Genomic DNA, 13,713 nt, shown 5'->3' with positions numbered 1-13,713 from the left:
GGAGATATATCATGGATGAAAGTAAAATCACAATGAATCGATCGATGCCTATATTTCCGGGTTTTCGCTTGAGGTTCAGGAAATCCCTAATACGTTAAGAAAGGTGATAAAAGAGGCGGCACCGGAAGCAGAGGAAAAAATAAACTATCAGATGCCTACTTTTGCATTACACGGAAATTTGGTGCATTTCGCTGCTTATCCCAAGCATATTGGATTCTACCCCACACCAAGTGGAATTAATGCTTTTAAAGATGAATTATCAGGCTATAAAGGTGCTAAAGGTTCCGTTCAATTCCCCATTGATAAGCCTATGCCTTATGAATTAATTAGCAAGATTGTAACCTTCAGAGTCTCTGAGAATCTAAAAAAAGTTGAAGCAAAATAAGGCGTCTACTGGTATGAAATAGAGTTGTACGTCTGGCTAGGGCTGGAAGTGTGTATCCATTGTTGATCTTCTTCTTGAAGCTAGTGAACATTTGGATCCTCTTACGAGGCACTTCTTGCCTTTCTATCCTCATTGCGGACGTCGTACGAATGCCAGTATAATATCCTGGGCATAGTCCCCAAACCCACTTCCGAACAGATTTAATCCTCTTTTATTGAGTGCATCCTCCCGAATTTCAAAACGTACACGAATAGGTTCATTAAACGCCAGCTTTAAAGAGCTGATTGTAGTGGAAGATGAGAGAGAACCATTACAGCTGCTGCCCGATTTAGAGACACTCCATGTAGTAAGAGCTCCATATTCAGTTCCACTTCTCCAACGTTCAGGGGTCAGCTTCCCTTTGCGGTTACCGAAATCGGAGGGGCAAGTCCAAGTCCCGACTAACTGGTCATTGATGGATAAGCTGATATCACTGGCCCAATCCTCTCGGAACGAAGGGGCTTCTGAGCATACTTCTGCCGAAATGCGGATTTCATCCAACTCGACGCCTGGAGGCAGGGGGTTGGCAAAATAGTATTCGACATAACCCGCTTCCGCGAACCATAAGAGTGAGGCATCGACTCGTTCAGGCATGTAGAATGCTCTTGGATCATCCTGGGAGCCAATGACGCCACCATCTTTTCCAGCCATCCCACAGGACGGTTGTATGGAGCAGCGGGAGAACATGCCGATGGGCATATGTATTTCCTCGGTTTGATGCAGGCCATCCCCTAGTTTCGAAGGGAGATCGAGATGAATAGAGCGACAGGTAACCGCACAGATTTTTTCGCGATTTGCTCCTTGCGTAGACGAGATAAGATTAACCTGTTCTAATGTCTGCACATTGATAGATATGGTTGGCTGAGCTACACCTAACGTCTCAGCTAATTGACTGACACTCATAGGCTTTTCGCCAAGGGCTTCAAGAATGCGGACGCGGACGTCACCAGACAGTGCTTTAGCTACATCTAAAATGCGTGACGCGGGATAACGTATCGTTTCTTGTGAAATATCATTCATCATATTTGTTCCTTTTCGTTTAGGATGGGTTGAGGTTATTGTACAATGAAGAATGGATATTGTAAAATCATAATAAACATTGCGAAAATCATATACTGGTGCTAAAATGGGCTCAACTTCTTATTTTGAAAGGCTGTGCTCGCCAAATGACAACTTCTATATTAGCTTCTGAGACACTTGAGATTCCTCGATCTGAACACCCTCATCCACATTGGCAACGTCAGGAATGGATGAATTTGAATGGGCAATGGTCATTTAACTTTGATCCGAACAACGAAGGTATGAAGGCGTTATGGTACTCCAATCCTGAAATCGCTTACGATTCAATGATCACTGTACCTTTTTCTTGGGTAAGTCCCTTATCCGGAATTGGCTGCGATCAACAAGGAATCGGCTGGTATCGACGCACCGTGAATGGGCAGGCTATCGACCAACAAACACGATTGTTTTTACGTTTTGGGGCAGTAGATTATTCATGTGATGTGTGGATAAATGGAGAACATGTAGGTTCACATCAAGGTGGATATGGTTCATTTGAATTTGATGTTACACCTTACTGGGCAGCTAACAGTGAGAATAATATTGTCGTAAGAGCTGAGGATTTCGATCATGCTTATCAAGCGCGGGGCAAACAAGGATATGGAGAAATCCGTGGAATTTGGCAGCCTGTATGGCTTGAAGCACGCCCCGAAACTTATATGAAAGATGCAAAGTTTGTGACCAGTATAGATGGACAGGTGAAGGTAACTACAAGAATAATTTCGCATGAAACGGGTTCGGCAGATTTTACGCTGCAATTCGCTGATCATTCCGTTGTTCATACAGAGAAGCTGCAGCTTATAGCAGGGGAGAACGAATGTAAGCTGTCTATCGATATTCCCAATCCGCATTTGTGGAGTCCAGAAACTCCTTATTTATACGAAGGTGAACTGCAGCTTAGTGGATCGTTTGGTACAGATACAGTCAGCACTTATTTTGGAATTCGCGAAATTCAGACTGCCCGCTTTGACGATCGTGATTATCGGTGGATCACCTTAAATGGCAAGCCGATATATTTGAACGGCACTCTTGATCAGTCCTATCACAAGACAGGTTATTTCACCTATCCAACGGATGAAGACATGCGGGATGAAATTTATCTAATGAAACGTTTGGGACTAAACATGGTGCGAATTCATATCAAGCCCGAAGAACCCCGTAAGCTGTATTGGGCGGATAAGCTTGGCATTCTTGTTATGGAAGATATGCCTTGTTTCTGGGGTAATCCAGATGACAAAGCCAGAGCCTCCTATGAGAGTGAAGCCCTTGAGGTGATTGAACGAGATTATAATCATCCATCTATTTTTTCGTGGGTTATGTTCAATGAGACCTGGGGTTTGGAGACAGATGCTCAGGAGGCTGGCCTCACAAGTGATGTACAGCAGCAGAGTAGTTATCTTAAAGAGACACAGGAATGGGTGCGGGAGAAATATCGCTGGGCGAAGCAGCTTGATCCGACTAGAATTGTTGAGGATAACTCGCCTTGTAATTATGATCATGTGGAATCGGATATTAATACATGGCACTTTTACATTAATGGTTACGAGCAGCTGCAAGCCCACATGAATGAGGTTGTAGATAAAACATTCCCAGGGTCGGAGTTTAACTGTATTGGCGGCAACGTACAGTCTGATGCACCTCTAATGAACAGCGAATGCGGCAACGTGTGGGGGATCGAAGGTGGTGCAGGGGACAGTGATTTGGCATGGCATTACCGCTATATGATGAATGAATTCCGGCGGCATGATAAGCTATGTGGATTCGTATTTACAGAATTCCGTGATGTTACGAATGAGTTCAATGGTTATTACCGGCTAGACGGGAGCGATAAGGATTTTGGATATGGGGATTTTGTTCCCGGGATGACGATTGCGGATCTGCATTCCCCAGATTTTATCGTGATAGATGCTCCTCCATGCCAGACAGTAGAAGCAGGGCAGAGTGTTAAAGTACCTTTGCTAGGTTCCAGCTTCGCGGACAGCTATCACGGTCATAATTTGAAGCTGAAATGGGAACTGTGGTACGACAATTTGGGGACTCGGGTCACTGCGCAAAGTGGACATATGTCTGTGAAATGGGATAACTTTGGAAACACTATACTTCCTTCTTTGAACATTACAATGCCTGGTCAGGAGGCGGCTGCAATACTTGCTGTTTCTCTGATTAATGAGAAGGGTGAAGTGATCACGCGGAATTTCATTACTTTCGATGTAAGAGGCGGTAATAACACTGCATTGTTTAAAGGTGAAGGAGAATTTATAAAAATTCCAGTGGGAGCTTATACCGAACATAACTTTAAGCATCAATGGGATGCTATCCAAGGATCTAAGATTAATGGTGCTGGGCAAGGTCATTATGTATATGAGGTTACACTGCCAGATGCAGCAGATAAATCGATGATTGGTGAGATTGAGATCATGTTCGAAGCAAGTGCTAAACGATTGCTGGCGCGGCATGTTGAAGGTACGAAGCTTAATGATATGGGCCTTGATCTTATGCATGGGGCAGATGCGAGGGTGGAATATAATCCGAATACGTATTATATGACGGATGAAGAGCGTCATCCTTCCCGAGTGAACGTTCTGGTGGATGAACAGCGGATTGGTTCTTTCTATTTACCGGATGATCCGGCTGATAGCAGAGGGATTTTGTCTTGGCATTATCAGCCAATAGCGAATAAGCTGGATGAGGCTGGATCTTACGGCTACCTATGCAAGGCAAGTGTACCGGGGCAGTTAGCAGCGAAGCTGGATCGCAATCGTGTTTTTCGTTTGGAGTTGCAAGCAGAGGACGGCGGGCTAGCTTTGTATGGCCGTAATGCAGGTCGTTATCCACTGGACTTGTTGATTCGTTATCGCTAAATAACCTCGATGTGCAAAAAAAAGCAATTCCAGCTAAGAAGCAGGGATTGCTTTTTTATCGGTACTGCAAGGTATTATTAAAGTTCTTTATCATTAATGCTGTTTAACCAGCTTTCAATCTCCCCAATGACCGAGCTAATGCAGCCATCTTCAAAAGGTGAAGTCAGGCCCGCAAGTTCAACTAGCTTGATAAAGGATTTGCTTCCTCCGGCTTGACATAACTCCAAATAATCACTCCAAGCGGATTTGAAATCTTCATTTGAGCGTTTCCAGAACTGGAAGGCACATAGCTGTGCTAGTGTATAGTCAATGTAATAGAACGGGGAAGCGAAGATATGGCCTTGCTTATGCCAAAATCCACCCTGTTCCAGATAAGCATTACCTTCATAATTGCGGTGCGGCAAATATTTTTTCTCGATTTCTCGCCATGCTTGCTTACGTTCAGCAGGGGTTGCTTCAGGATTGCTGTAAACAAAATGCTGGAATTCATCTACAGTAACTCCGTAAGGAATAAACTGAAGGCTATCTGCCAAATGATTGAAACGGTATTTGTCTGCATCCTCTTCAAAGAACAATTCCATCCATGGCCAAGCAAAAAACTCCATGCTCATGGAATGGATCTCACAGGCTTCATAAGTAGGAAAAGCATATTCGGGTACATTAATATTTCGGCTTTCATACACCTGGAAGGCATGCCCCACTTCATGGGTCAAGACATCAATATCCCCTGAGGTTCCATTGAAATTCGAGAAAATAAAAGGTGCCTGGTATTGGCTGAAGTAAGTACAATAGCCGCCGCCTTGCTTTCCTTTTTTACTTACTAAATCCACTAGATTGTTATCCAACATAAAAGTAAAGAATTCATCAGTTTCCGGAGAGAGCTCTTTGTACATCTTTGATCCGTTAGCTACAATCCAGTCAGGATCTCCTTTAGGAGTGGCGTTGCCAGTCTTGAAGCTGAAGTTCTCGTCATAAAATTTCAAGGCATCCAGGCCTAGACGTTCAGTCTGCCGTTTCTTAAGCTGTTGGGAGACGGGTACGATATGCTCCAGAACTTGTTTGCGGAAGTTGGCTACCATGTCGGCGTTATAATCGGTCCGCATCATCCGGTCATAACCTAGCTCCACAAAGTTGCTGTAACCAAGCTTTTTAGCAATGCGGTCACGGACTTTAACTAGCTCGTCATAGATTCGATCAAATTCACTTTCATGTTCAGACATAAAATCATATCTGGCTTGTGAAGCACGTTTACGCATATCACGGTCCGTGGACAATTCAAAAGGAGTAAGCTGAGTCAGTGTGCGTTCTTCGCCTTCGAATGGAATCTTAGCGGACGCGATAAGCTGAGCGTATTCTGTAGAGAGTTTGTTCTCCAATTGTAAATCTTCGATGATTTCTGGACTAAAAGTACGCAGAGCTACTTCTGCAAGCTGAAGCAGCTGTGTGCCCCATTCTTGTTCGAATTCGGCTCTGTATTTGGAATTGACGAGTGCTTTGTAATAGTCCGTTATGTATTCTTGAACGATAGGCCCAATTTCGTCCATGAATTCCTGTTCAGCCTTGTAGAATTCATCTGTTGTATTGATCGAATGGCGAACGCTAACCAATGTCTGCAGCGTGTCAAACTCATTGCGAAGCTTGTTAATAGCGGTAACGGAAGCCTTTTGCACTTCTAATGGCTCGGTGTCATTGAGATCTTTAAGCAGGTTGTTAAAATCCTGTTTGAACTTCTCTACATCCGGGCGCTCATAGCGATAATCATTAAATTTCATTAACTATTCAACTTCCTTTCTATACCAGATAGTCTCTATTATATATTCTGAACAGCAATTTACGATAGACCTGTGTTAGCTGTTTTTGAATAAAAAAAGAACAAATGGACAAAAGTGTAAAAACTTGTTAGATGAAATACGGTTTGATATTATCTAAGAATATAGTAGAAATGCAATTTATGAGCGCATCCGTACAATGTAATGAAGCGAAAATAGGAGGCTCGATATAGATGAAACCCCGGATTACAGTAATAACACTAGGTGTGGACGATCTGGAGAGGGCTTTGATTTTTTACAGGGATGGATTAGGATTCCCGACCAAAGGGATCATTGGGAACGAATTTGAACATGGAGCAGTTGCCTTTCAACAGCTTATCTATTACTAAGCCTTTATTTAACCCGCATTCGCTGAATACGGGTTATCTCTGTTTATATATGAATATTTGTATTTTTCCACTTTACACCATACATCCTTCCTCCCTCTTTTTTTACAGCACCAGCACAAATGTCGACAAACTTAATATATCATGATATATTATTATGTATAAGATGAAAAAATTAGAGTCAGGAGATAACGAAAGTCATGAGTGAGACAACATCATCCAAACCGATGTATGAAAAAATATTTGATGAAGTGAAGCAACTTATCCTTAATAAATCTTATGGACAAGGCGAACGGGTTCCCTCTGAGAAAGAACTGGCTGAAGCCTATAATGTTAGTCGGATTACGAGTAAAAAAGCTCTGGAAATGCTCGCCGCGGAACAATTAATTGTGAGAAAACCTGGAAGAGGTTCATTTGTGGCTGATCCAGCAGTCGATTACATGGAATCAGCGATATCTCCGGGGACGGTCTCCGACGGAACTGTTTTCAATTCCTTTAACCATGAGGAAAAGACGATCGGTCTGGTTATTACCGACTTTGGCAACAGCTATGGCACAGGCTTGATTTATGGCATGGAGCAGGCTTCACGTGATAATGATTGTTTTCTGGTTTTAAGAAGAACCTTTGGGGTCCCGGAGAACGAAGAGAAGTCTATTCAGAAGTTGCTCAGCTTAGGTGTAGATGGTCTGATCATTTTTCCGGCTCAAGGCGAATTTTTTAATGCTGAGATTCTAAAATTGGTGATAGGGCGCTTCCCGCTAGTTCTGGTAGATCGCCATTTAAAAGGAGTGGCAGCAGCATCGATCAGTACTGATAATATGCAGGCTGCACTCAAAGGTACGGAGTATTTATTTGATCTCGGGCATACTCACATCTCCATTCTCTCTCCACCTCCAGCGGATACCACAGCTCTTGAAGAGCGGGTAGAAGGATTTATTCAAGCGCATGCGGAGCGGGGGATAGCTGTAGACAAGGGATTGTGGGTCAGCGATTTGACCTCAACACTACCGGATTCCTTCAACGATGAGAATATTGAACATGACATTTCACGGCTTATTTCTCATTTGCAAAAGAATCCAACAATAACAGCGCTTTTTGCTGTGGAATATAATATTGCGCTGCTGGCTAGAACTGCGGTCCAACGACTTGGGCTACGGATTCCAGAAGATATTTCGATCATTTGCTTTGATAGTCCGCCAACTCCACTCGGTTCGGGTTATGCATTTACCCATTTACGGCAAAATGAAGAAGAGATGGGGCGACTCGCAGTAGAAAATGTATTGCGAATTATGAACGGGCAAAGTGTGTCCAATAAGATAATGCTGGAAGCTGAGTTGATTTCTGGTGAATCAACAAGCTCTGCTAAACAATCCGTCTCTAAATAGAAATTTGGGTTATTATCCAAATTAAACATATATTAGTTGTTATGAAAACCTATCTTTATGGATGGGTTTTTTTATTTATTTTAGAAATATATTTATCTTTATAGATGTATTGATATATCATTATAATAAATAAACATATTGACATACCAATTACATGACAATATACTAATCAATGAAAGCGCTTCAAAGCTCAAAAGAAAAAGGGGGTATTATAACTGAAAGCAACTAGAGAAATACCCGAGTCGATGCAAAAACTGGCATCTAGCGTAAAAGCACAGCTGAGTGATCGTCCGAAATTAGCCGACATGTTCGAGAAATGTATGGCTAACACCTGGAACACAACCTTAAAACGAATGCCAAACGGAAGCACTTTTGTTATTACCGGGGATATTCCAGCGATGTGGCTACGGGATTCCGCCGCACAGGTCAGACCTTTCCTAATCCTTGCCTCCGAAGATGAAGAAATTGCAGACATGATTGAGGGACTTGTACGTAGACAATTTACTTACATCCAGCTTGATCCTTATGCTAACGCATTCAATGAAGAAGAAAGTGGGCATGGTCACCAAGAGGATCTGACAGAGATGAGCCCGGGAGTCTGGGAAAGAAAATATGAAATTGATTCGTTATGTTATCCAATCCAACTGAGTTATCTGCTCTGGAAGAATTCGGGTCGCACAAGTCAGTTTAATGAGTCATTTGTAACGGGCATAGAAAGAATCATAACATTATGGACTACCGAACAGAACCATGAGCGCGATTCAAAATATCTTTTTCAACGGATGAACTGTCCGCCCACGGATACGTTAGCTCGAGAAGGCAAAGGGACGTTGACGGCTTATACCGGAATGACTTGGTCTGGATTTCGTCCTAGTGACGATGCCTGTGAATATGGGTATTTGGTTCCAGCCAATATGTTCGCGGTGGTTGTTTTACGATATGTGTGTGAAATTGCCCGTGAGATTTTAGGTGATCAGGAGCTGGAAAAGAAAGCTAGGAAACTATCTGACCAGCTTAATAAGGGAATAAGTGAGTATGGAATTGTAGAACATCCAGAGTTTGGGGCGGTCTATGCCTATGAAGTTGATGGTCTGGGACAGGTGAATATTATGGATGATGCAAATGTACCGAGTCTTCTCTCTATTCCCTATTTGGGTTATGTGAGTGCTGATGATCCTATCTATAAGAATACCCGTGAACTTATTTTAAGTAGCACTAATCCCTATTTTTTCGCAGGAAAAGAGGCTGCTGGCATTGGAAGTCCGCATACGCCAAATCGGTATATCTGGCCCATAGCTTTAGCGATACAGGGAATGACATCTGTCAGCATAGAGGAACAGGAGGTCTTACTTCATCTGCTGGAGAAGACGGATGCTGGAACTGGATTTATGCATGAAGGGTTTCATGTGGATAATCCTGATGAATTTACACGTCCATGGTTCTCTTGGGCAAACATGATGTTCTGTGAGCTTGTACTCATGCGCTGTGGTAGGCAAATTAAGCGCGGTTGAGACCAACAAGGTTTTTATAATCGACTCTAAAGGGGATAGAGAACATGAAAAAATGGCTGGTTACCTCCATTGTTTTGGTAATGACTACTACACTTGCTGCGGGCTGCGGTGGTAATAACGGATCTGCGGACAAAGAGACCGGAAACACAAGCAAAGCTGGGAGCAGTACCGGGAAAAAGACAGAGCTTACCTTCTGGGGAGATTGGGGCGGTGAGGGGCAGAAGCAATTCGAGACCATGGTGGATGCTTTTAATAAATCGCAGGATAAAATTCACGTAAAATATGTGCTGCAACAGGATATGATTACCAAATTCCTAACTTCTGCGACCAATGGTGGCACTCCCGATGTACTGTTTTGGGACCGTTGGAGAACTTCGCTGTATGCTCCGAAAAATGTACTGCATCCGGTAGATGAATACTTAACGCGTGACGGCATTTCCGAAGATGATTTTTACAGCGAATCGCTACGGGAGCTTTCATACGATGACAAATTATATGGGCTGCCGCTTACGGTAGATGCACGTGCTCTTTTCTATAATAAGAAGCTGCTCGCAGAGGCTGGACTTCAGCCTCCAACAACTTGGGATGAACTAGAGGCAGCGGCTACGAAGCTAACCAAATGGAATGGAAATAAATTGGAGACCGCAGGTTTTTCTATGGGGGATTTGGGACTTTTTAATATGTATCTCCAACAGGCTGGCGGCACCATGCTTACAGAAGATGGAAAGACCAATTTTAATAATGAGCAGGGCAAGCAAGTGCTTGAGTTCTGGGATCGATTGATGAACAAGGATAAGGTATATAAAGTAGGGTTCGAACTTGGACTTGGTGAAGGGCAAGATGCTTTTGTCACAGGTAAAGTGGCTATGCTGTATTCCGGTCCGTGGATGCTCAGCACCTATAACAAATATGGTAAAGATCTGGATTATGGAATCGTTCCTCCTCCGGCCGGACCAAATGGTGATAAAGGCAGTGTCATGGGTGGATTTGGTCTAGTGATTCCAGAAGGCTCCAAACATAAAGAAGAGGCATGGGAGTTCATCAAATGGTGGACAGCGAACAAGGATAACGCGTTGCTCTGGGCTAAGACGAGTCTAAATCTGCCGGGTTATAAGCCATCGATGGAAGATCCATTTTTCAAGGATGATCCAAAGTGGCAGCCGTTTCTGGAAACGCTGGAGTTCGCTAAGGTTCGTCCGAACCACCCTGGTTATTCCGTGATGGAGACTGATGCTTTGGCCCCTAATTTGCAGCTTAACCAGCAAAACAAGATGAGCATTGATGAGACCTTAAAGAAATCACAAGAAGAGGGCGACAAAATGCTGAAGGATAATGAAGTAGTGAAGTAATAAGTAAGACATTTGAAGTGAAGGGAGGTTTCGCCTCCCTTTTGCTTAGGAGGGGGTAGCTGAAATGGCTTCCATCAGAAAGCTAGAGAAACATCAGGCGCGGACGGCTTATCTGTTTATTACACCCACGGTATTGCTGTTTACAGTTTTCACGGTCATCCCCGTGGTAATGGCGCTATATTTAAGCTTTACCAACTACGATGTACTTAGTAGAAACGATTGGATCGGTTTTGATAACTATCGCCGTTTGATAGAGGACAGTTTGTTATGGAAAACATTCCGAAATGTATTTCTGTATTCCATCATTTTCGTTCCATTTAATATTCTGATTTCGCTTCTCCTCGGGATTCTACTTAGTCGATCCTGGCGTGGGGTAAAGTTGTTCCGCACACTGAATTATCTGCCTACCCTTACATCCGCTGTTGCTGCAGCTACGGTATGGATCTGGCTTTTGCATCCTGAATTTGGTTTGGTTAACGGATTGTTGTCTTATGTTGGGATTACAGGTCCGGCTTGGTTATCCGAGACACGAACAGCGATGTTGTCCATTATTATGCTTACCCTCTGGCAGTCAGTAGGTTCTAATATGATTATCTACTTGGCAGGTCTGCAAGGCGTGCCTGACTATTTGTACGAATCTGCACGGCTGGACGGTGCTAATAAGCTGGCTTGTTTCCGGTTTATTACTTGGCCGCAGCTGCGACCAACGACCTTTCTTGTCAGTACGATGTCAATCATTGGTGCGTTGCAGTTGTTCGACCAAGCTTTTGTGCTGACGCAGGGGGGTCCGGCGAATATGACAAAGACCCCGGTTTATCTGATCTATCAGCAGGGCTTTAATCAATTGCAAATGGGGTATGCGTCTGCACAAGCATTTGTGCTTGCTGTGGCGATTCTCATATTCTCACTTATAAACATGCGGATCACAAAGGCGGAGGAGTCCATTGTATAAGCCGGGCTTGCCATGCAGAAGGGGGATAGAGGTATGGATACTAGCGGAAGTTCGTTATTAAAAAGAAGCTTAAGTAAAACTATCTATTATATAGTGTGCATTGTTATTGCCATCGTAATGTTTCTACCTTTTTATTGGAGTGTTCTTACATCCTTGAAGCCTGACGAAGAGATATTCGCCATGCCCATCCGGTGGTTTCCTTCACATTTGACCTTAGAACACTATCGTAAGGCATTTACTACGGTTCCGTTTGCGCTCTATTTCTGGAATTCGCTTGTACTTGCAGTAGCGGGTGTACTGGCGAATCTGTTCTTTGGTTCCATCAGTGGATACGCGTTTGCAAAGTTGAATTTTAAGCTCAATAAGCCAATATTCCGCGTGCTGCTTGCGGCGATGATGATACCAGGCATTGTGACGATGATCCCCACGGTTTATGTTATGCGCCATATTCCTCTTTTTGGAGGCAATGATATTTTTGGTAGCGGGGGTAACGGGCTGATGAACTCATTCTGGGGGATTATTCTTCCGGGCGCTTCAGGAACCTTTGCTGTGTTCTTTATGCGGCAATTCTTTCTCACCTTGCCTAGTGACATGATGGAAATGGCCCGGATCGAAGGCTGTGGAGAGTTTAAAATATTTTGGCGGATTTATTTGCCGTTGACTAAACCAGCGTTGGCTACTTTAAGTATCTTTACCTTCCAAGCGGGCTGGAACAGTTTCTTATGGCCAATGATTGTGCTGAATGATCCCAACAAAGCAACGATTCAAATGGGACTTCAAGCTTTTTCTTATAATTTTCAAACAGACTACGGTCCAATGATGGCTGGTGCGCTAGTAGCAATCTTGCCGATATTGGTGTTGTTTTTAGCGCTTCAGCGTTATTTTGTACAGGGAATAGCCTTTAGTGGTATTAAGGGTTAATGCAACAAAAATCGAACCAGGGAGAGAGTCTATATGAACCAATTGGAGATAGGGATTTGGGAGGAACGGGCGAATCAAGCACAAGCTGCATTGGATTCATTATTCTGGAATGAAGCGATCAAAATGTACAATATAGAAACACCTTGTCCAAATGGAGAATGCAACACGATTTTTCATTATTGGTGGATGGCTCATGCTGTGGATGTATTGGTAGATGGACTACAGCGGACTAGAGAGAACTGGTATGCCGAAAGGCTTTCCGCACTTCATGAAGGTCTGCTTCAGCGAAATGGTGGAGTATGGCCAAATGAGTTGTATGATGATATGGAATGGATGGCTCTCGCGTGGCTTCGTGCATATCAAGCAACAGGAGTGGAAGGTTATAAAGATACAGCCCTTCTTTTATGGAATGACATTCAGACAGGTTGGAACGAGCATATGGGCGGTGGGATTGCTTGGCAGAAGTCACAGTTGGATTATAAAAATACACCAGCCAACGCACCGGCAGCTATACTTGGGGCACGCTTGTATCAAGCTTTTGGTGAAGCTAGCAATCTTGAATGGGCGTTAAAAATATACAGATGGCAAAAAGAGCATCTGGTAGATCCGGCAACGGGTTTTGTATGGGATGGCATGAATCGCACTGGCAATGGCCAGATCGATAAGGATTGGAAATACTCCTACAATCAAGGCGTCTTCATTGGCGCAGCAGTTGAACTGTACCGTATTACTAAAGAGCAAGAATATTTAGAGGATGCTCACCTAACCTTTGCCGCCGCAGCCCATGAACTTGCTGACTCTCAGGGAGGTGTGCTGCCAGATGAAGGGAATGGTGATGCGGGACTGTTTAAAGGGATCCTGATTCGCTATACAGCTGAATGGGTTAAAGCTGATTCAGCAGCAGTTGATGCTGTTGATTTCCTGCGTGCGAATGCAGAATGTCTCTGGGAACAAGGAAAGTCAGAGGACACAGTGTTGTTTGGCACAGATTGGACTTCGTCCACTGCTGGTGTAATTCAGCTCAGCTCCCAGCTTAGTGCGATCAAGCTGCTGGAGAAGATGGCTGAATTAACTAAGGAACAGGTTTGAGGTGAGT

General features: G+C 43.6%; 9 protein-coding genes and 2 pseudogenes. 9 read left to right on the top strand and 2 right to left on the bottom strand.

Annotated elements, in window-relative coordinates:
* Positions 1 to 11 precede the first annotated feature (11 nt).
* Positions 12 to 385: pseudogene (locus NYE35_RS18405) on the top strand (iron chaperone).
* 129 nt (positions 386 to 514) lie between these two features.
* Here NYE35_RS18405 and NYE35_RS18400 read toward each other — a convergent pair.
* Positions 515 to 1,447, bottom strand: coding sequence for an ArsR/SmtB family transcription factor (locus NYE35_RS18400; RefSeq protein WP_235219558.1), 933 nt, complete (start codon positions 1,445 to 1,447; stop codon positions 515 to 517).
* A 143-nt stretch (positions 1,448 to 1,590) separates the two neighbouring features.
* On the opposite strand from NYE35_RS18400, the gene NYE35_RS18395 reads away from it, so the two are divergent.
* Positions 1,591 to 4,344, top strand: a complete 2,754-nt coding sequence (locus NYE35_RS18395; RefSeq protein WP_341121833.1) for a glycoside hydrolase family 2 protein — start codon at positions 1,591 to 1,593, stop codon at positions 4,342 to 4,344.
* A 77-nt stretch (positions 4,345 to 4,421) separates the two neighbouring features.
* On the opposite strand, the gene NYE35_RS18390 is transcribed toward NYE35_RS18395, so the two are convergent.
* Positions 4,422 to 6,116 (bottom strand): M3 family oligoendopeptidase, encoded by a 1,695-nt coding sequence (locus tag NYE35_RS18390; protein WP_036688094.1) that lies wholly within the window; start codon positions 6,114 to 6,116, stop codon positions 4,422 to 4,424.
* Positions 6,117 to 6,346: 230 nt separating this feature from the next.
* Here NYE35_RS18390 and NYE35_RS18385 point away from each other — a divergent pair.
* The 7 genes and pseudogenes from NYE35_RS18385 to NYE35_RS18355 form a co-directional block, all read left to right on the top strand.
* A pseudogene (locus NYE35_RS18385) lies at positions 6,347 to 6,490 on the top strand (VOC family protein); the annotation flags it as partial.
* A gap of 209 nt (positions 6,491 to 6,699) precedes the next feature.
* Positions 6,700 to 7,884 carry a GntR family transcriptional regulator gene (locus NYE35_RS18380; protein WP_341121831.1) on the top strand — a complete coding sequence of 395 codons (1,185 nt, stop codon included), beginning with the start codon at positions 6,700 to 6,702 and terminating at the stop codon, positions 7,882 to 7,884.
* Positions 7,885 to 8,129: 245 nt separating this feature from the next.
* Entirely contained in the window at positions 8,130 to 9,395 is a 1,266-nt protein-coding gene (locus tag NYE35_RS18375) for a glycoside hydrolase family 125 protein (RefSeq protein ID WP_341121830.1), read from the top strand.
* 44 nt (positions 9,396 to 9,439) lie between these two features.
* A complete protein-coding gene (locus tag NYE35_RS18370; RefSeq protein WP_036688089.1) occupies positions 9,440 to 10,744 on the top strand; it encodes an ABC transporter substrate-binding protein in 1,305 nt (434 codons plus the stop codon).
* 64 nt (positions 10,745 to 10,808) lie between these two features.
* Entirely contained in the window at positions 10,809 to 11,696 is an 888-nt protein-coding gene (locus tag NYE35_RS18365) for a carbohydrate ABC transporter permease (RefSeq protein WP_036688088.1), read from the top strand.
* Positions 11,697 to 11,729: 33 nt separating this feature from the next.
* A complete protein-coding gene (locus NYE35_RS18360) occupies positions 11,730 to 12,617 on the top strand; it encodes a carbohydrate ABC transporter permease (RefSeq protein WP_038571680.1) in 888 nt (295 codons plus the stop codon).
* Between the two features lie 33 nt (positions 12,618 to 12,650).
* Complete coding sequence (locus NYE35_RS18355) at positions 12,651 to 13,706, top strand: glycoside hydrolase family 76 protein (protein WP_076275421.1); 1,056 nt, start codon at positions 12,651 to 12,653, stop codon at positions 13,704 to 13,706.
* The last annotated feature ends 7 nt before the right edge of the window (positions 13,707 to 13,713 follow it).

The organism is Paenibacillus sp. FSL L8-0494 (assembly GCF_038003695.1).
Lineage (GTDB): Bacteria > Bacillota > Bacilli > Paenibacillales > Paenibacillaceae > Paenibacillus_AQ > Paenibacillus_AQ odorifer.
The sequence above is the reverse complement of the archived record's forward strand: the minus strand, read 5'-3'. Positions and strand labels throughout refer to the sequence as shown.

Excerpts from the sequence above, each read along its gene's own strand:
- NYE35_RS18390 (WP_036688094.1), bottom strand. The coding sequence starts at position 6,116 with ATGAAATTTAATGATTATCGCTATGAGCGCCCGGATGTAGAGAAGTTC.
- NYE35_RS18365 (WP_036688088.1), top strand. The coding sequence starts at position 10,809 with ATGGCTTCCATCAGAAAGCTAGAGAAACATCAGGCGCGGACGGCTTAT.
- NYE35_RS18360 (WP_038571680.1), top strand. The coding sequence starts at position 11,730 with ATGGATACTAGCGGAAGTTCGTTATTAAAAAGAAGCTTAAGTAAAACT.
- NYE35_RS18400 (WP_235219558.1), bottom strand. The coding sequence starts at position 1,447 with ATGATGAATGATATTTCACAAGAAACGATACGTTATCCCGCGTCACGC.
- NYE35_RS18395 (WP_341121833.1), top strand. The coding sequence starts at position 1,591 with ATGACAACTTCTATATTAGCTTCTGAGACACTTGAGATTCCTCGATCT.
- NYE35_RS18370 (WP_036688089.1), top strand. The coding sequence starts at position 9,440 with ATGAAAAAATGGCTGGTTACCTCCATTGTTTTGGTAATGACTACTACA.
- NYE35_RS18375 (WP_341121830.1), top strand. The coding sequence starts at position 8,130 with ATGCAAAAACTGGCATCTAGCGTAAAAGCACAGCTGAGTGATCGTCCG.
- NYE35_RS18355 (WP_076275421.1), top strand. The coding sequence starts at position 12,651 with ATGAACCAATTGGAGATAGGGATTTGGGAGGAACGGGCGAATCAAGCA.
- NYE35_RS18380 (WP_341121831.1), top strand. The coding sequence starts at position 6,700 with ATGAGTGAGACAACATCATCCAAACCGATGTATGAAAAAATATTTGAT.